17 protein-coding genes are annotated in these 18,454 nt (G+C 41.8%); 3 read left to right on the forward strand and 14 right to left on the reverse strand.

The window, feature by feature from the left end; translation table 11 throughout:
- Positions 1-47: 47 nt before the first annotated feature.
- Positions 48-1,436: an ATP-dependent RNA helicase DbpA gene (gene dbpA, locus HRU23_00530; protein NRA52615.1), complete on the reverse strand. Its 1,389-nt coding sequence runs from the start codon at positions 1,434-1,436 to the stop codon at positions 48-50.
- A gap of 149 nt (positions 1,437-1,585) precedes the next feature.
- Here dbpA and HRU23_00535 point away from each other — a divergent pair, with 149 nt between their 5' ends.
- Positions 1,586-2,059, forward strand: coding sequence for an NYN domain-containing protein (locus HRU23_00535; protein NRA52616.1), 474 nt, complete (start codon positions 1,586-1,588; stop codon positions 2,057-2,059).
- A 10-nt stretch (positions 2,060-2,069) separates the two neighbouring features.
- Here HRU23_00535 and rnt read toward each other — a convergent pair whose 3' ends face one another.
- Positions 2,070-2,744 (reverse strand): ribonuclease T, encoded by a 675-nt coding sequence (gene rnt, locus HRU23_00540; GenBank protein NRA52617.1) that lies wholly within the window; start codon positions 2,742-2,744, stop codon positions 2,070-2,072.
- A 221-nt stretch (positions 2,745-2,965) separates the two neighbouring features.
- Between rnt and HRU23_00545 the strand changes: the two genes are divergently transcribed.
- Positions 2,966-3,778 (forward strand): OmpA family protein, encoded by an 813-nt coding sequence (locus tag HRU23_00545; GenBank protein NRA52618.1) that lies wholly within the window; start codon positions 2,966-2,968, stop codon positions 3,776-3,778.
- Positions 3,779-3,935: 157 nt separating this feature from the next.
- Here HRU23_00545 and gloA read toward each other — a convergent pair whose 3' ends face one another.
- From gloA to HRU23_00605, 12 genes are all read right to left on the reverse strand, one after another.
- Positions 3,936-4,340, reverse strand: coding sequence for a lactoylglutathione lyase (gene gloA, locus HRU23_00550; GenBank protein NRA52619.1), 405 nt, complete (start codon positions 4,338-4,340; stop codon positions 3,936-3,938).
- 241 nt (positions 4,341-4,581) lie between these two features.
- On the reverse strand, positions 4,582-6,294 hold the full coding sequence (locus HRU23_00555; GenBank protein NRA52620.1) for a Na(+)/H(+) antiporter subunit D: 1,713 nt from the start codon (positions 6,292-6,294) through the stop codon (positions 4,582-4,584).
- Positions 6,281-6,682, reverse strand: a complete 402-nt coding sequence (locus HRU23_00560; GenBank protein NRA52621.1) for a hypothetical protein — start codon at positions 6,680-6,682, stop codon at positions 6,281-6,283. Before HRU23_00560 ends, HRU23_00555 begins: the two co-directional genes overlap by 14 nt.
- A gap of 53 nt (positions 6,683-6,735) precedes the next feature.
- Entirely contained in the window at positions 6,736-8,244 is a 1,509-nt protein-coding gene (locus tag HRU23_00565) for a monovalent cation/H+ antiporter subunit D family protein (GenBank protein NRA52622.1), read from the reverse strand.
- Positions 8,241-9,719: a monovalent cation/H+ antiporter subunit D family protein gene (locus HRU23_00570; GenBank protein NRA52623.1), complete on the reverse strand. Its 1,479-nt coding sequence runs from the start codon at positions 9,717-9,719 to the stop codon at positions 8,241-8,243. Before HRU23_00570 ends, HRU23_00565 begins: the two co-directional genes overlap by 4 nt.
- Entirely contained in the window at positions 9,716-10,081 is a 366-nt protein-coding gene (locus tag HRU23_00575; GenBank protein NRA52624.1) for a cation:proton antiporter subunit C, read from the reverse strand. The genes HRU23_00570 and HRU23_00575 overlap by 4 nt, the downstream gene beginning before the upstream one ends.
- Positions 10,068-11,072, reverse strand: coding sequence for a DUF4040 domain-containing protein (locus HRU23_00580; GenBank protein ID NRA52625.1), 1,005 nt, complete (start codon positions 11,070-11,072; stop codon positions 10,068-10,070). Before HRU23_00580 ends, HRU23_00575 begins: the two co-directional genes overlap by 14 nt.
- Positions 11,060-11,479, reverse strand: coding sequence for a monovalent cation/H(+) antiporter subunit G (locus HRU23_00585; protein NRA52626.1), 420 nt, complete (start codon positions 11,477-11,479; stop codon positions 11,060-11,062). Before HRU23_00585 ends, HRU23_00580 begins: the two co-directional genes overlap by 13 nt.
- A complete protein-coding gene (locus tag HRU23_00590) occupies positions 11,479-11,760 on the reverse strand; it encodes a hypothetical protein (protein NRA52627.1) in 282 nt (93 codons plus the stop codon). The genes HRU23_00585 and HRU23_00590 overlap by 1 nt, the downstream gene beginning before the upstream one ends.
- Positions 11,754-12,230: a Na+/H+ antiporter subunit E gene (locus HRU23_00595; GenBank protein NRA52628.1), complete on the reverse strand. Its 477-nt coding sequence runs from the start codon at positions 12,228-12,230 to the stop codon at positions 11,754-11,756. The genes HRU23_00590 and HRU23_00595 overlap by 7 nt, the downstream gene beginning before the upstream one ends.
- 125 nt (positions 12,231-12,355) lie before the next feature.
- The gene (locus tag HRU23_00600) at positions 12,356-13,216 is read right to left on the reverse strand and encodes a universal stress protein (GenBank protein ID NRA52629.1); all 861 of its coding nucleotides are present in this window, start codon (positions 13,214-13,216) and stop codon (positions 12,356-12,358) included.
- A gap of 168 nt (positions 13,217-13,384) precedes the next feature.
- Positions 13,385-15,667 carry an EAL domain-containing protein gene (locus HRU23_00605; protein ID NRA52630.1) on the reverse strand — a complete coding sequence of 761 codons (2,283 nt, stop codon included), beginning with the start codon at positions 15,665-15,667 and terminating at the stop codon, positions 13,385-13,387.
- Between the two features lie 779 nt (positions 15,668-16,446).
- On the opposite strand from HRU23_00605, the gene HRU23_00610 reads away from it, so the two are divergent.
- Positions 16,447-18,420: a diguanylate cyclase gene (locus HRU23_00610; protein NRA52631.1), complete on the forward strand. Its 1,974-nt coding sequence runs from the start codon at positions 16,447-16,449 to the stop codon at positions 18,418-18,420.
- Positions 18,421-18,454: the final 34 nt, after the last annotated feature.

An 18,454-nucleotide genomic window follows, 5' to 3' on the forward strand; every position in this document is an offset into this window, starting at 1 on the left:
GCTAACAATGTGTTGGCAACCCTTATTACTCGCAGTAAGAGCAGGACTTAGCCCTTTAACTTACGCACTCTAAATGTGCGGCCTTTAAGTTTACCTTCCGCAATTTTATTTAACGCAATATTCGCGACATTGGCTTCAACAGCAACATAAGCCCAAATGTCGAATAATTGAATTTTACCAACTTGCTTACCCGTAATACCACCTTTACTGGTTAATGCACCCAGAATGTCACCGGCACGAACTTTTTGTTTTTTACCGCCGTCAATCTGCAAAGTAACCATTGGTGCCTTTGGAATATCTAGGTCGAGTAATTCCGTTGATGGCAGTGGTTGCGTCTCAACACTGATTTTTAGTAGTTCTTCAATGCGCGCTATTTTATTCATTTCTCGTTCGCCGACTAAAGAACAAGCGACACCCTTACCGCCAGCACGGCCGGTGCGGCCAATGCGGTGAACGTGTATTTCAGGATCACGAGATACATGGTAGTTAATCACCAAATCGAGGTTATCAATATCTAAACCACGGGCTGCAACATCGGTCGCGACTAAAACTTTGACACTTTGGTTAGAGAATTGCAGTAACGTTTGGTCACGGTCACGCTGTTCTAAATCGCCATGTAACGCCATCACACTATAGCCATAACTCAGTAGGTCATCGGCTAAATCTTGAGTTTCACGTTTGGTGGTACAAAAGATTACCGTTGATTGCGCCTGATGTTTAGCTAATAACAATCGAACCGCGCTGGTGCGATGATAGTTATCATCTAGACGGTAAAATATTTGATCAATGCTGTGCTCATCATGTGTTTCAGTCACCTCAATCGTTACTGGATCTCGCATGATCTTAGCGGCAATTGGCTTGATTTGAGTTGGGAAGGTCGCACTAAACAATAATGTTTGACGCTCTGGTGGGCACAACGAAAAGATTAAATCTAGGGCACTTTGAAAACCCATCTCTAACATTCTGTCTGCTTCATCAAGCACCAGCGTATTTAAATGATCTAAATTGAGGCGATTACGGCTTAAGTGATCTTCAATGCGACCTGGCGTACCAACAATGATGTGGGCGCCGTGTTCTAATGAACCAATCTGCGGGCCCATTGGCACACCACCACACAAGGTCAATACCTTAATGTTGTGAATGCCACGCGCTAGCTTACGAATTTCTTTGGCAACTTGATCCGCCAGCTCGCGGGTAGGGCATAAGATCAGAGACTGTACTCTAAATTTTTTAACATCCAAGTTATGGAGTAAACCAAGGGCAAACGCTGCGGTTTTGCCTGAGCCGGTTTTAGCCTGTGCAATCACGTCTTTGCCATCGATAATTTGCGGTAAACTCTCGGCTTGAATTGGGGTCATGGTGTCATAACCAAGCGTTGCGAGGTTGCTTACTAGAGCAGGGTTAAGCTTAAGTGATGAAAATGCGGTTGATTGCAAGGTATTATCCTATGGTGGGTGCTAAATATTGGCGCGTATTGTACCAGAAGCTTGGCGATGTGGTTAACGATTAGGGCGTTATGTTAGATATAGATCTTGTTTCACTAGTGTTATAGTGGCTGGGTTTATGGCAACCCTATGAGTTTATTTTGAATAAAATTGCGATTTTTGTTGATGTACAAAACATTTATTACACCACTCGTCAGGCCTATGGCCGTCAATTTAATTATCGTCAGCTAATGGCAAAGATTAAGCAGCAAGGGGAAATCGTGATGGCTTATGCCTATGCGATTGATCGTGGTGACTCACAACAGCTCAAGTTTCAGGACGCATTGCGCCACATTGGTTTTGAGATCAAACTGAAACCTTATATTCAGCGCAGCGATGGCTCGGCTAAAGGTGACTGGGATGTTGGCATTACTATTGACGTGCTTGAAGCCGCACCGCAAGTTGATACCGTTATTTTATTATCGGGTGATGGCGACTTTGATATGTTACTTGAAAAGGTCAATAGCCGTTATGGGGTCAGAACCGAAGTATATGGGGTGCCTCAGCTAACGGCTAATTCATTAATTTATGCCGCTAGCGAGTTTCACCCGGTTTTGCCAGAAATGTTACTGTAACTAATACGTGTTACGTACTGGTGTCATCTAACGGTTCTGGAGCCGGATCGGGTGCAGCGAGTGGCCAACCTCCTAATGTTTGCCACTTATTAACAATGTGACAAAATAGTTCGGCGGTCCGTTCGGTATCATATAACGCACTATGGGCTTCGTCACCATTAAAAGCGATGCCCGCTGTTTTACACGCTTTAGCCAAAACGGTTTGGCCTAAAGACAATCCGGCTAACGTGGTGGTGTCAAAGGTCACAAACGGATGGAAAGGATCGCGCTTTAAACCACTGCGGACGGTAGCCGCTTTAAAAAATGCGTTATCAAAGGCAGCATTGTGCGCCACTAAAACCGCTCGATGACAACCGGCAGCTTTCAATGCTTTTCGCACATGCTTAAACAAGTCATGTAAGGCATCTTTTTCACTGACTGCGCCGCGTAACGGGTTATAAGGATCAATTCCGGTAAAATCAAGCGATGCTTGCTCTAGGTTTGCTCCTTCAAAGGGCTCGATATGGTAATGGTGAGTATGTGCAATCGAAAGTACTCCTTGCTCATCCATTGATAAAATACTGGCAGCAAGTTCTAGGACAGCATCAGTTTGGGCATTAAAGCCAGCTGTTTCAATATCGATAACGATCGGAAAATATCCGCGAAATCTTTTGCTAAATAATGTTTCTTTAGGGGTTTCGGACATGCTAAATTTAATTACGGCAACAATAAAGCTGCTTATTATCTTAGATAATGACCCGTTAAGCCAGTTAGGCTAAAATGTTTTTTCATTTATTTATTAATGAAAAGCAATTATCGGTCGATATCTTATGTATCTAAGTTCATTTTTCGGGTTAGGTTATGACTAAACTGCCACAAGTAGCGCTATTATCATTGATTGCAACACTAGCATTGCCCGCTAATACTATGGTGCGCAGTTATGCGGCATCTATTGAAGACTCCAGTTGGTCTTTAGTCAAAAATAGTCCGACCGCTTGTACGCTTCAGCATAAGATCCCACGCTATGGTCAGGCTAATTTCGTGAGTGTGGCCAGTAAGAAAAGTAATTTAGACTTTGAGCTAGCGATGCGAAATTTACCGGCTAAGCGTACTAAAGTTGAATTACGTTCTGAACCGCCACAGTGGCGACCTGCCGTAGCATCAAGTGCAATTACTCGTTTAGCATATTACAAACAGTTTAATGGCGAAGTGATTGGTGATAAAGCGTGGATGATGCTCAGCGAGCTAGAAAAAGGCATGATGCCAACCTTCTATTATAAAGATTGGTACAATGGTCAAGATAACGTTAAAGTTGCGGTTTCAGCGGTAAATTTTGCGCCACAACACCAGCAGTTTATGGAATGTATTAGCAGTCTGTTGCCTTACAGTTTTGACGATATAGCTTTTACGACCTTAAACTATCGTAAAAACAGCCAGCAGTTAGACAATCGGTCTCAGAAAAAGCTCGATATGATCCAGCAATACTTAAAATATGAACCTGAAATGGAATTGGTATTGATCGATTCTTATACCGATAGCTACGGCGGTCGTTATAAAAACGAATTATTATCAAAGCAGCGCGCTAATTCAATGAAAGAGTTACTCAATAAAGCAGGCATTGCTAACAACAAAATTACGGTTAATGGTTATGGTGAAAAACGCCATATTGCGTCAAATGAAAAAATATATGGCCGCGACGCTAACCGCAGGGTGGTGATCACCATGAGTCGTGGTTACTAATCCTAGTCTCCATTCAAGACGCTGTATAAAAAGGGCGAGTTTATTAAAAACTCGCCCTTTTTATGATCTATATTCAGTTAGTTAAAAAGACAAACGACGCTGATAGCGGCTAAAATAGCATTATTGGGCGCGATCGCTTATCTGGTACTCTGGTTATTTAACCTAGGCCTTGGCCACTGTCCTTATTTTCGATTAGTTCGATTTTGTAACCGTCAGGATCTTCAACAAAAGCAATCACTGTGGTACCACCTTTGACGGGTCCTGGTTCGCGACAAATGGTTGCGCCAGCGAGCTTTAATTGCTCACAGCAATGATAAATATCATCACAGCCGATCGCTAAGTGACCAAAGGCACTACCGTGATCATAATCGCTGGTATCCCAATTGTGGGTTAGTTCCAATACAGTACCAGTTGCTTCGTCTTGATAACCAAGAAAGGCAAGGGTGTAACGGTATTGTTCGTTGGTTGAGGTGCGCAGCAGCTCCATGCCCATTAATGAGGTGTAAAACTCGATTGAGCGCTCCAAATTGCCAACGCGTAACATGGTGTGAAGTAATCTCATAACCTAAATCCTAAGGGGTTGCTAAGGGCTGTCGCCCTGAAAAATTGATATTATTTGCCGATGCAATAGAAAGTGCGGATCATAATCTAGATTAAGCTGTCAGTACAGTAGCGAAACCAGCAGCGCACTAATCAGCACTGGGAATTCAGCGCTTGGAAATCATCACTAGGAGTTCAGCACTGGCAATTCAGCATGCAAATGATTGCACCAGTGTGCAATATTTATCATAGAGTCACACCTATTAGCTGCCTAGTAAGCTCAAGGCTAAAAAGCATGCCAGCACAATAATAATCCATAAGGTCATTTGGCCGACGGTCTGATTCGCGAGGATCAAAATAGGGTACTGCTGGTATTGTTCAACCTTGAGTAACAGCTGACGATACAGGTTGCCACCATGCTGGCGAATTAGCTGGTCAACCGTGCTTACCTGGCTGATTAATCCCACCCAAATGTTGGGTAATAAACGCCGATATAACCAATCACTGTCTAGATTGGTTGAATGTAATTCTGCCGGATAAATGCCTTTGAGCTTTAACCACACAAACGCCAGTGCCGAGAAACACAACAGCTGAGTTTGAGCCAATATATGGCTAGTATCATAGGGATTATAATCCGAGCTATAAGGTAATATTTGGTACAATAAGTTAGGGTAGACACCAATGATTATGCACAATGCCGCGGCAATGCTCATCCCAATTAGCATATTGGCTGGTGGATCGCTGGCGCGCAGGCCGCTATCGTGACCAAAAAAGGCAAAATAAGGGATCTTAATACCAGCATGATGGAAAACCCCCGCTGAGGCAAAAAGCAGCATCAGCCAAACAACGTCATAACCTTGAGCTAACGCCGCGCTCATGACCATCGATTTACTAATAAATCCGTTAAACAGCGGAAAGGCCGAGATTGACGCCGCACCAATTAAGCATAATAGGGTAGTTTTGGGCATTGTTTTGTACAGTGCGCCGAGATCAGAACCGTTAATCTTGCCTGTCATTTGCAATACTGCGCCCATCGACATAAACAGTAAGCCTTTAAATAGCACATCGTTAAAGGCGTGTGAAATTGCCCCATTGATTGCTAGCTCAGTGCCTATGCCAATACCTACTACCATAAAACCGAGTTGGTTGATCAGGCTGTACGCTAACACTCGGCGTAAATCATTTTCAATCACCGCATAAAATATCGGGAAGCAGGTCATGACCGCGCCGATATAGACTAAACTTTCGGTGCCAGCAAAGCTTCTGGCCATCGCATAAACAGCAACTTTAGTGGTCAGGGCGCTTAAAAAGATGGTGCCCGTTGGCGTTGCTTCTGGGTAAGCATCAGTTAGCCAGGTATGCAGCAGTGGGAAGCCGCATTTAATGCCAAAGGCAATAAAGATTAAGGTGGCACCGACACCTTGCAACTCTATTTCGGTGAAGGCGACACTACCATGTTGATGCCAATAAAACGCCGTGCCGATTAGTAGTAATAAACCGGACAGGCATTGGTAAATCAGGTAACGAAAGCCACTGGTTAATGACCTTTCGCTACGCCGTGCCCAGATCAGAAATACTGACGACAGTGCCATTAGCTCCCAAAAGATAAACAGCGATAACAAGTCACCGACAAAGACAGCGCCTAAGGCCGCGGCGGTATATATTAAGCTTGAGAGCTGCTGAACTTTATCACGGACGTGCAAGGCATAAATGATCGCAAAAAGTGCAGCAATATGAAAGAGATAACCAAATAACAAGCTGAGTTTATCGACGCGGTAGGGCACTAAATCTAGTGCTAATAGATTAACTTGCCAGCCAATTTGTTCAAAAGGTTGTAAGCTCACCTGCCATATATTCAAGGCTCCCCATAACGGCGCAGCTAGCATCAACACGGTGGTTAGACGGCCACGAGAGAACAGCACTAATACTGCAATGATTAAAAACGGTACAAAAGGGGGCAGGTTAAAGACTGACATTATTGCTCCTATCCGTCGTTGCTAATTTATCGCTTTGAGCGCTGGCATCAGAGCTGACACTAATATCATCAGTGCTAGCTGCTGTGTTAAGTGCATTCTCCTGTCCATTCTTCTGCGAATTACTGTCTAGATTGTTGTCTAGATCGTTATCGTAGTAATCTTCACTGCGCATTAAGATATGACGCATGCCTTTGGCTACGACGACCAAAACAACACAACCAATAAAGCCGTAAATCGCGTAAAAGCCCGGCACGCTTTCAAGCGGATGACTGGTGTGGCGGTCTAATACAAAATCTAAAGCGAATAAGGTGGCACACATCACCGCTAGGCTGCGGATCAGCCGCGACACATTTTTAGGATCGTCAAACAAATGCTTTTTCTGTGTCATCTTGTGCCCTCCGTGAGTACATTAAACATCGATTTAGCTAATGAGTTTGCTGGCTATTTATCCGCGACGGGAATACTTGCCGCTAATTGATACAGTGATTGTGGAAATAAAAATAAAATGACGCAGGCGGATGCGCTGATAACAATGGCAATTAATATTGGCAACGGCGCTTCAAGCGACGGCTTGTTTAGTGGCTGCTTACTTAACTGAGCAGCGCCAACGGGGTCGAAAAAAGCACGAACCGAGATTGGCAATAAATAAAATATGTTCAATATTGAGCTCAACCCTAATACCGACATCAACAACCATTGCTGCGCTTCAATTGTACCGTGCAGGAGATACCATTTACTCCACATGCCAGCGGTTGGCGGCAAACCGATAATCGATAAACTTGCCACAAAAAATGCAGCCATGGTAATGGGCATTTGTCGGCCGATGCCACGCAACTCGCTGATATTGGTTTTGTTGGTCATCACCAAGATTGCACCGGCACAAAAAAACAAGGTAATTTTGCCAAATGCATGAGTAACCATATGCATGGCGGCGCCAATGATGCCTGAGCTGTTGGCCAGTAATGCGCCAATGGTGATATAACCGAGTTGGCTGACAGTCGAATAAGCGAGACGCTTTTTGAGATTGTCTTGGCGCATGGCAACCAAGGCGGAAAATAACACCGAAAAACCACCTACATACAATAAGACTTGGTGCGAACTAAGTTGTTGTAGGGTATCGGTGCCAAAGATATACACACAGACTTTTAAAATGGTGAAAACACCGCCTTTGACTACCGCAACGGCGTGTAATAATGCGCTGGCGGGTGTTGGGGCGACCATGGCTGCTGGCAACCACTGATGAAAAGGGAAAATAGCGGCTTTAGCGATGCCAAAAATAAATAAGGCCAGTAATATTGAGATAGTGGTGGCAAGGGCAGGGTTCGCCGCGAGCTGGGTGGTAAATATTCCGCCGGTGGTAAAGTCTAATGTGCCACTAATGAGCCAAGTATTTATCATCGCGAGCAAGAAAAACACAATTGATGTTGCGAGTAAAATGGTTAAATAAATTCGGCCACCACGTTTGGCTTTTTCGGTGCCAGCATGAACCACCAACGGAAAAGTCGATAAGGTCAACAACTCGTAAAATATATACAAGGTAAACAGATTAGCGGCGAAGGCAATGCCCATAACTGCGGCCATCGCGATGGCAAAAAATTGATAAAAACGGCTTTGGTTCGCTTCATGATGCTGGCGCATATAACCGATTGAATAAATACTGGTGACAAACCATAAAAAGCTGGCCATTAAGCCAAAGATAAGTCCCAGCGGCTCAATGGTAAAACTTAAACTTAAGCCGGGCAGTAGGGTAATCCATACTAGGACTGCCGCAGGATCAGTCGTGACGTTATGATCCAAGTTATAAATTAACAGTAACAGACTAAAACTAGCGATTAGCGAAACCCCTTCGCGGATATTCGGGTGCTTTGCAACTAGTCTAATCATCACTGCAGCGATTAATGGCAAGATCAAAATCAGCTGCAAGCTTAAATTATCACTTGCGCTGATCATGGCGACATCTCCATTAAATACTCGGCCGCTAAGGTCGAGATATTAAGCGGTAAGCTCGGATCAATCCCAAAATAGAGGTTGGCCAGCACCAGAATCCACGTTGGCACTAACAGGCTGATAGGAGCTTCTTTAAGTTGGCTAATATCTGTTGCTGGTGGCGTAAAGTAGGCCATAACAATAATGCGCCAAACATAAACGCCCGCTAATAGTGAGCCGAACAAGATGAGGACCGCGACTGGCCACCATCCATTTTCAAGCGTGGCACTGAGTAAATACCATTTACTAATAAAACCGACCGTCAGTGGCAGGCCAATTAAACTTAAACCCCCGATCACGATAGCGGCCATCGTCCACGGCATGCGCTGTCCTAGTCCGGCAAACTGCGACAATTGCACACTGCCAACCCGATACATCACACTGGCTAACGCGAGAAACAGCGCGCCTTTAATTAAGGCATGGTTAAACAGGTGTAATAAAGTTGCTGTCAAACCACTGGTACTATTAATGCTCAGTGCTAACATCATATAAGCGACTTGAGCAATACTGGAGTAAGCAAAAATATGCTTAACATTTTGTTGATAAATCGCAGCAATCGAGCCGGCGAAAATACCGGTTAAGCCAAGCGTTAATAAGATATCTTGCAGCGGTAATACGGTGAAGGAAAAGCTGACGCCAAAAATGGTAAAAACAAAGCGCAATAAAATGTAGATCGCAACCTTAGTGGCGGTTGAGGCCAAAAAAGCACTGACTATCGAGGGAGCAAACGCATAGGCATTGGGCAACCACCAATGCAGCGGAAACAGCGCTAGTTTTAAACAAACACCGACGGTGAAAAATGAAAATGCAGTGATTAAGGTTGTTGAATCGGATACGTCGGCCAGTCGCAGCGCCAGATCATGCATGTTTAAGGTACCCGTTAACATGTACATTAAACCGATGCCGATCAAAATAAAGGTCGCGCCAATAGTACCCACTAATAAATAGGTTAATGACGCGGTTAATGCGCGTCGGTTTTTGCCCAGGGCTATTAAGGTGTAGGTTGAAAGCGCCGCTATTTCTAAAAAGACAAACACATTAAAAGCGTCGCCAGTGGCAATGATGCCGAGCATTCCGGTTAAGCACACCAAATAAAGGACATAAAACAATCGATGTTTATGGGTGGCCAATTCGGCCTTAAGACTGGTATTGGCGGCTAACAAAATGATACTGCTCATGCCTGACACGATTAATAATAGGTAGGCGTTGAGATAATCAATTCGATACTCAATGCCGATAGGCGCGCTCCAACCACCAAGTGCATAATTAATTGGGCCGCTGTCCATGACTTGGTTGACTAACATCATCGATATCACAAAGGACGTAAAACTAGCCAACAGCGCAAACAGCCATGCCAGCGTTGGTCGACTTATCAGCAGACATAACGGCGCGCCAATCAGCGGCACAATAACTTGTAAAATCGGCAGCTGAGCGATCATTGTTGACGATCCTTAGCCTGGATTTCATCTTCTTCGATGGTGTCATAACGTTGCTTAATTCGGATAATTAAAGCAAGAGCCAGCGCAGTGGTCGAAATACTCACTACGATGGCGGTTAGCATTAACACATGAGGTAATGGGTTCGAGTACAAGGTTGCTGCGGCGCTGCTGCTTTTATCCAAAATAGGTGCGGTTGCGCCGTTTATTTTGGCCATGCTAATGAAGAAAATGAAAATGGCACTTTGAAAAATAGTCAGGCCAATGATTTTCTTGACCAAGTTAGCTTGTGCGATCACGATATATAAACCGTTCATCATCACTAGCATCACCACCCAGTAATTAAATGAATCACTTATATTCATCATAGCCCCCTAATTTAGGGATTTGACTGGTAAATAACATAAAAATTAACAAGATAATCGAGGCAACGGTTAGGCCTATGCCCAGCTCGACCGCGAAAATTCCCAGATGTTGGCCAGCGATTGGGTTTTGTGCTAACACCTTATAATCAAGAAAATTTTGTCCGGCTAATAGTGAAAGCAGCCCAATGCTGCCATAGAATAAAACACCGAGCGCGGCCAAAAATTCAAGCCAGGCAATGCTGATTAGTTTGACGGCAGCGGGCAGGCCAAAGATCATGGTATAGAGAATAATTGCGGTCGCAAATATAACCCCGGCCTGAAAGCCGCCACCTGGACCAAAATCACCGTGAAACTGGACATATAATGCAAACAATAAAATAAAGGGGATAATCACTTTTGCAACAATCCGTAAGATATGATGCTCACTCATGGTGCCAGCAATTGATTCGTTAGCGGGTGATTTATCTTTGATCATGCGGCTGCCTAACAAAGCAAGCACGCCAATGCCGGCGCTAAAAATCACCAGTAATTCACCCAAGGTATCGTAACCTCGGTAGCTTGCCAAGACACTGGTGACGATGTTGACGATACCTGTATCGCCATACGATTGATTAATATAATACGAAGCGACATGCTGATGAATCGGCGCACTTGCTGCGCCAAATGGCGGCATTTGCACGGTGCCGTAAATTAATAATCCAGTGGTAAAGGCCGCGACAGCTAATGCAAGTTTCGGTTGTTGGCGCTGTTTTTTTTCAAAACGGCCAGTGACCGATAAGGTCGACAGCAATAATAATGTTGAAATGGCCACGCCCACCGCCGCTTCGGTAAAAGCGACATCAACCGCGTCCATCAGGACGAAAAAACTGGCGCACAACAAACTATAAATACTCAATAACATCACGCTGGCGAGCAAATCATAGCTTAGGGTGATCCCGCAAACAGTGAGCAGTAACAAACACAATAAACTGATATCAATTAATGATTCGATAATTGATCTCCTTTGGTTTTATCTGTTGCGATGTCATCGGCAGAAGTTTGATGTTGAGAGTTTTTTTGGTTTGAGTCTACAAGGTTTGAGTCTTGATGGTCAGCGTTTGGAATTTTGGAGCTTAACTTATCCTTAGTTGCGGCGTGGGCTAATGCATAACTAACTGTTGGGCCGCTAATGAGAATAAAAACGAGCAGTACAAATAACTTGCTCAAGCTTGTATCCCAGCCACTTTGCAACATTAAACCCACTAATATCAGGCCAACGCCTAAGGTATCTGCAACGCCAGCCGCGTGCAGCCTGGTATAAAAATCAGGTAAACGAAAATTGCCAATAGCAGCAATAACAATGCAAATGACACCTAACAATATCGCCACAAAACTCAGGCTATTGATAATAAATGTCATCAGCCTTCCTTGTCTGGTGAGCACGGTGGATTATCCACACTGTGCTGAACATAACGTAAGATGCCAACGGTGCTAATAAAGTTTAGCAATGCGTATACCAGCGCGATATCGAGAAAATCAGGGCGGCCAAAGAAAAAACCTAATACCGCGATAAATAAAACAGTTTGGGTCCCAAACATATTCACCGCCAAAATTCGGTCATAAAGGCTCGGGCCGATAAAGGCGCGGCATAAAGCGAGCAACATCACGACTAGAATGGCTATTAGCGCGGCAGCTAACATGACTTTTCTAATCTTTTGACTCGACTCGCCAGTTCGCCACTGCGCAAATCGTCGGCGAGTTTACGAGTTAACGCATGAACGACAATCGTGTCATTTTTGATTTCAAGGGTTAGGGTACCGGGCACCAAGGTGATTGAGTTGGCAAAAATCACCTTACTGATTTCATCATTAAAATCTAATTTCAGCGAGAAAACCTCAGGGCTGATTAATTTTGGCCCTTGCACTATCAGTTTGAGCACTTCGATGCAGCCCAACACAATTTCTTTAATTAACCAGCCATAAAAAGGAAAAATATTTGGAAGCAGTTGTAACGGCCAGGACTCATGATCAATGATGTTCATACGGTGACAAATTAGCAAGACCAAGGTAATAGAGCCCAAGCCTAATGCGAGTAATAAACCCGTGTAGTAGCCAGAATTCACCAACCAAAATCCTATCAACAAAAACAATAAGCTCAATATGTAACGCATAATTCTCCTTGATCAACCAATGGAACAACCGGTTGCCGCAAAGGCGGTTCAATCGTTAGTCCATGGTCAAAAACAAATTACTGCTAGCTGTACTTTCTAGTTTGCGTCGTGCTGGTTTGAGTCTTTTAATCTTGAGGTCGTTTGATGATTAAGCAATCGGTTCGTAAGTGGTGAAGCACTTTTTCGGCAATATTGCCCAGCAACCAACTGCTAATACCGGCGCGGCCGACGCTGCCAATAATGACAAGGTTACTGCGTAATTGATTGGCCATGTGGGGAATGGTACGGTCTGGTGGTCCTGCTGAGATATGACTTTTAATTGATTCCATATCAAAGTCAGCCAATAATTTGTGCATTTTTTCTTTGGCCGCGGGGGCTTTTTTTTGTTCAACAGAGTAGGCGTCTACCACGTCAAACTCAAGTAATGGTTTAGCAATGGGAATACTATAGGTTGCGTGTAATTGGCTTTGAGTAACTTGGGACCAAGTTTGTCCCCAGTCTAAAATTAAGCCATTTAGTTGATGGTGGTTTGCGCCATTGCTCGATAAATTCAAGGCTAATAATATATTTGCCTTGGTTTTCCATTTTACATTACTGGCGATTAAAATTGGGCAAGCTAAATGTCGGATAAGTTGCCAATCACAGGGGGTATGGAATAGTGACTCACTACGATGACCTGCTTTTATGACAAGATCAATACTGTGTTGCTCGCAATATTTGACCACCCAATCAGCAAGATTGTTGGTAATAATAACTTGGCTGGTAATGTCGGCAGTAGATTCGAAAACCTTAGCTAATGTCACTGAAAGTGATTGCTGCTCTTGGTCTGCTCGTTGTGCTAGCTGGCTCTGAGGTACGTTATCGTGATTAATAAATTTAATTATTTCCATGGTTGCGGCCATGGGTAAAGCGATATCACGGGCCTTTTCTAGCGCCAGCATGTCGTCGTTTTCTATGTCTGTAATAACTAATACACGTTTACTCATAGATCTCACCCCTTGCAAAGTAAGTATTATCTAAGAACATATCAGGGACTTTGTCAATCGCCAGTTGCTTATTTTATCGGCTAAGAAGTTGATTTCATTATTGTGAAATCAACAAAAAAATCTAGAGGCTACGGTGTAAGGACTATTTTTGATGGATTGGCCCAGCTATTAATTAATTGTCATTTTATGTTTAATAAAGTCAATTAGTTCATTTTTGGGTAGCGGTTTAGCATAAAAATAGCCTTGAAAGACGTCACAATCTAAGTTTTCTAATGCGTGAGCAATCTCTTGGGTTTCAACGCCCTCAGCGACAATTGCTAAATCTCGTTGTTTTGCAATAGCGATAATAGCTTCGACCATTGCATATGAATCAGGATCTGACAACATATCCATCACAAAACTTTTATCAATTTTTAGTTCATCAAGCGGCAAGTTTTTTAATAATGATAATGATGAATAACCCGTGCCGAAGTCGTCGAGAGAAATTTGGATCCCTTGGTGTTTAATTTTAAGTAACAAATTACGAATATTTTCAATATCATCTATTAGGACATTTTCTGTAACTTCAAGTTTTAACTGTAATCGATTAAAGTCAGTAATATCGATAAAATGCTCAAGGTCTTCAAAGAAATATTCTTGTTGGAACTGGCATACTGAAATATTAATTGATAAAGCGAGTTCAATGTTGGTTGAGTCAATAACCTGTTTAATTTCTTGCATACTCGTTTGTAAAATAAACTCACCTAAAGAACAAATTTCACGGGTCGATTCAGCGATAGCGATAAACGTCTCAGGAGACACTAAACCCAGTTTTGAGTTGTTCCAACGGATCAGCGCCTCAACCCCAATGAGTTGTTCATTTTTAGCAAAAAGAGGTTGATATACCATGTATATTTCATTGTTGGTTAGCGCTGTTTTTAACTGAAGCTCTATTTCATTGCGCTCAAGGTACGACGCCAATAATTCATCTTCAAAAAAGCTAAGATGCTCACTATGTGTCTTTGCTACTTTCATCGCCAACACAGAATTTCTCTTGACCTGTTCGAGAGTTAACAGCTCTGTGGACCCGGAATCATTGCTAGCAATACTGATATTGACCGATATTTTAATTTTGTACTGTTCAACATTAAAAGTATGGTTGAAACCATTGAGTATTCTCTTAGCAAGTTCATTGACTTGTTGTTTGTTTCGACTAAAAGAAACGATCACGAATTTATCACTGGAAGCTCTTATTAATAAATCATCCGCCGCGATAAATGACTCTAGCAACCTAGATGATTTGATCAGCAGCTTGTCACCGATTTTATAATTAAAATTGTTATTTATTTTCTGAAAATTATCAATATCGAAATAGATTAGATGATAAGCAGTGTTTGGAGGTAAATTACTGATCTGTTGGTCTAAATAAAATCGGTTGTGTAAATTAGTCAGGTAATCATGGCTCGCTTGAAAAAATAATAAATCGGATTGTTTTTTGTGACCTGTTGCGACTTTTCGAAACAGAAAAAAGATCACAATTATCGAAAATAAATGAGCAAAAAACAGTAATAATGACTTGTTGATTAAGTTATTAACGATTACATCTTTACTAATTTCAGTGGTTAGCCAAAGTTGATAGCGTGTCAGATAATAATTAGTCGAAAGTAATTGCTGTGACGAGCGTTTTACCTCTTGGGTTATTACTTTGCCTGACGCTTTAATTTGGTCATACGACATATCTGTTGTCAGCTCTAATTTTTTTATCGCATCATTGATTTCGGCTACGGGTATTTGATAGCTATAAATAGACTTATCATTAATTTTTTTGATCGGGGCAAGTTGAAGATATCGGTCTACTTCCCGGTATAAATAGCTATTATGACTCGGGGATTGCTCTATATTATCGATAAAGTAGCTAAATCCTTTTTCTAAACTAATTGCCAAAGACACAACAAAAATCACCTCTCCTTGTTTATTTCTAACGGATTTTCTTACCGGAATTATAAGCTCCCCTAAATAATCGTTAAAATACGTCCGGCCAATAACCATTTCTTTCGAATCAAGCGTGTATTGAAAGGTACTTTTTGTTTCGGCGATATGATTTAACGGTTGATGAACCAATGATGCAGAGAGTGGATAGCCTAAAAGTAGTCGGCCGTCGGGTTTAAAAAAACCAACCGCTAAAATAGAGGGGTCCGAATTGACGAAAGAATAGATTCTAGCTTGAGAAAGTTCTTTATCGGTAAGTAGGCAGTTTTCAAGTAGCTCGCCAAATATGTTTAATATCACTTCATATTTGTGTAAAGAATCGGTGAGTGAATTTGCCGTCATTGATGTGAGATTTTCTTGCTCAATAATAACTTCACGAAAGGTATTTTTATAGATCGAACTTAGCGCGACACTAAAAGAAAGTAGCCAGAAAAAAGCCACTAAATAAAAGACTATCCAAAGGTTATTTTTATTAAAATACATCAAGGGTTAACCGTTCTTATTATGATATGGGTTTAGCAAAGATATTAATAAAATCTGTACTTATAGCTGTGCTAACAACAATCTATGGAGTTGATAGTTGAGCTTATGTTGAATTTAGCATTGTCTCATAAAATAGTGATAAATAACATTGTATTAGAGTCATTTTGCGCAACGATTTTAATCTGGGAATTTGATTGTTCAATTGTTTAAAACTTTTGTTTAAATTAGTCCGCTTTTCAATAAGGTACGAACCACAACTGAGGATTGTTTCGCTGTAGCGCTTGAATAAAAAGCCAATAATTAATATCACCGTTAAGCCATGTCGGCCACTCTTGTTCAATTTTTACGAAAATAGAGATTGTTACTCTTGGTTAATTTGGTGATAGATGACATTAAGGCAGGATAGATATCTATTACTTTCTATTCGATACATTAGTCGGTTGATATTTTTCAATCGGCGAGCGCTGACTTTAATGACGAGTGCTTATTTCTTTTGTCTTAGGGCATGCTCATTGGATTAAGCCGAGCCTCAATCTTGACAACTGCCAATTCACTAACACTAAACCGACAGAGTTAAGCTATTTACAGAGTAAAACTTCTCTTTAAGAGTCGTCTTAATATAGTTTTAAGTCCGATAGTTAAGTCGTAATCGCTCATAAATAGTGCTTGCTTGTTTAAGCGATATTTTGCACCATTGTATTTAACTGTGCACCGTTATTATGTTTTTAACTAAGCTTTTTAATTAGCAGCCCTCATCTAAATAAATGGAATTATAGAAGATGACAAAGACTGATGAACCATCCTTGTTCAAAAGCTTGCGCCTACAAAGTGTGATCTATAAAAGTTACCTTTCTAGTGCACTGGCGCCAATTCTATTTATCGAATTATTATTACTGTTATTATATTTTGGTATTAATCAGTACATGTCAGAGGCGCACAAAGAAGCCCTATATACCGAAACCGTGACCAGTTTAGAGCAAATTGTGGATCGAGAAGTGAGCAACATCAATTTAAAACTTATCGGCATTTCGCAATTAACCCAATTATTACGATTAGATCATGAGACGTTTTTCTCATCAGACAAATCGTGCGAACAGCCCAATGGCCAAGCGAAATACGGGGTTCACAAAAATGGCGCTTACTACAAATTACGTAATAATGGCGGCGGCAGTCTCTATTATGCTAAAAGTACGGTGCTGGGCCCCGAGCAAAAAAGCAAAGCAAAGTGTACTGAAACACTCGATCCTTTACTTAAAAATATTGTCGATACTAATAGCATTGTCACGCAAGCCTATCTTAATACTCAAGACAATATGGTACGGATATATCCATTTATTGACGATGTACCTAATCAATTTGGCGCTGACGTAGCGCTGAAGGATTACAATTTTTACTATTTAGCGGATCAACAACATAACCCTGAGCGAAAAACAGTCTGGACTAAGGCCTATCTCGAGAACGATGGTTTAGGTTGGATGGTTTCAGCCGTGACGCCTATTTATCACAACAACAAGCTCGAAGGCGTTACTGGCCTTGATGTCACGATTTCAACCATTGTTGATGATTTCCTCAATATTGAGCTACCCTGGGACTCAAGTTCTTTTGTCGTTGACAGCGAAGGCGGTATTTTAGCGATGACCAAAGAAATAGAACAGTTACTTGGTATTAAAGAAATCACCTCAACACAACCGTATGTCAAAGTTAAAGAAACAACCTATAAACCTAAAGAATACAGCATACTACAATCAAATAACCCAGAGATGAAAAAGCTTGCTCATGTGATCTTAACCGATAATGGTGGTACTTATGAACTGACATTTAACAACGAAAATTATATTTTAAAGGTTGGGGTTATTCCAGAAACAGGTTGGCGCATGCTAACACTTGTTAATAGCAGCATAGTGCTACAGCCGATGACAACATTGCGTAAGCTTAGCACCGATATTGGTTATGCCGCTATCATTGTCATATTAGTTTTTTATGTGCTGTTCTTTTTATATTTGGTGAAAAAGTCACGGGTATTATCGCGAAAAATTTCGACGCCGATAGAAAAACTCGCAACCCATACCGCCAATTTGGGAAAAAGTGACGATCTCATCTTGCTTGATTCGGTTGGTATCGATGAAATAGATAAACTGACCGACAACTTTAATCAGTTAAATATTGAACTAGGTAAACGTTCCGACGCATTAGTGAAAGGAAAAGTACGCGAACAAATCCTCAGTAAAGAGCGTGAATACCTAGAGAAATCATCCCAATACGATAACTTAACCGGTGTCTTTAATCGCCACAAAATTAACGAGATTCTTGAACAAGAAACCAAGGTAGTAAAACATTACGATCATGGCTTAGGTGTTTTGATCATCGATATCGATAAGTTTAAACATTTAAATGATACCTACGGCTACCAAGTCGGTGATAATATTTTGAAACGATTGGCAATGTTACTTAAAAAGGGCACCAATCCCGATAATGTTTTTGGTCGGTGGGCAGGCGATGAATTTTTGCTGATTTTTTCTGATACCAATGAAGCAAAGCTCCACAATACCGCGAAAAAGATTTGCAGTTACATTGCCTCATGCTCTTTTGAAGAGGTTGATACAATCACCGTCAGTATCGGTTGCAGTTATCACTGGCAATCGAGCAGTTCAGCTATTGCTGCGATTAAAAATGCTCAGATCGCGCTGGCTGACGCCAAGTGCAAGGGCGTGAGTCAAAGCGTTGTTTATAGCGCAAGCGAGCAATCAGCATAACGTAACATTTTGTAATTAAGCCAGCATAAGTACT

It is taken from the genome of Gammaproteobacteria bacterium (assembly GCA_013214945.1).
Taxonomy (GTDB): Bacteria; Pseudomonadota; Gammaproteobacteria; order Enterobacterales; family Psychrobiaceae; genus Psychrobium.

Excerpts from the sequence above, each read along its gene's own strand:
- HRU23_00545 (NRA52618.1), top strand. The coding sequence starts at position 2,966 with ATGGTGCGCAGTTATGCGGCATCTATTGAAGACTCCAGTTGGTCTTTA.
- HRU23_00565 (NRA52622.1), bottom strand. The coding sequence starts at position 8,244 with ATGATCAGCGCAAGTGATAATTTAAGCTTGCAGCTGATTTTGATCTTG.
- HRU23_00600 (NRA52629.1), bottom strand. The coding sequence starts at position 13,216 with ATGAGTAAACGTGTATTAGTTATTACAGACATAGAAAACGACGACATG.
- HRU23_00595 (NRA52628.1), bottom strand. The coding sequence starts at position 12,230 with ATGCGTTACATATTGAGCTTATTGTTTTTGTTGATAGGATTTTGGTTG.
- HRU23_00555 (NRA52620.1), bottom strand. The coding sequence starts at position 6,294 with ATGTCAGTCTTTAACCTGCCCCCTTTTGTACCGTTTTTAATCATTGCA.
- gloA (NRA52619.1), bottom strand. The coding sequence starts at position 4,340 with ATGAGATTACTTCACACCATGTTACGCGTTGGCAATTTGGAGCGCTCA.
- HRU23_00585 (NRA52626.1), bottom strand. The coding sequence starts at position 11,479 with ATGACATTTATTATCAATAGCCTGAGTTTTGTGGCGATATTGTTAGGT.
- HRU23_00575 (NRA52624.1), bottom strand. The coding sequence starts at position 10,081 with ATGAATATAAGTGATTCATTTAATTACTGGGTGGTGATGCTAGTGATG.
- HRU23_00610 (NRA52631.1), top strand. The coding sequence starts at position 16,447 with ATGACAAAGACTGATGAACCATCCTTGTTCAAAAGCTTGCGCCTACAA.
- HRU23_00605 (NRA52630.1), bottom strand. The coding sequence starts at position 15,667 with ATGTATTTTAATAAAAATAACCTTTGGATAGTCTTTTATTTAGTGGCT.
- HRU23_00560 (NRA52621.1), bottom strand. The coding sequence starts at position 6,682 with ATGACACAGAAAAAGCATTTGTTTGACGATCCTAAAAATGTGTCGCGG.
- HRU23_00570 (NRA52623.1), bottom strand. The coding sequence starts at position 9,719 with ATGATCGCTCAGCTGCCGATTTTACAAGTTATTGTGCCGCTGATTGGC.
- HRU23_00590 (NRA52627.1), bottom strand. The coding sequence starts at position 11,760 with ATGTTAGCTGCCGCGCTAATAGCCATTCTAGTCGTGATGTTGCTCGCT.
- rnt (NRA52617.1), bottom strand. The coding sequence starts at position 2,744 with ATGTCCGAAACCCCTAAAGAAACATTATTTAGCAAAAGATTTCGCGGA.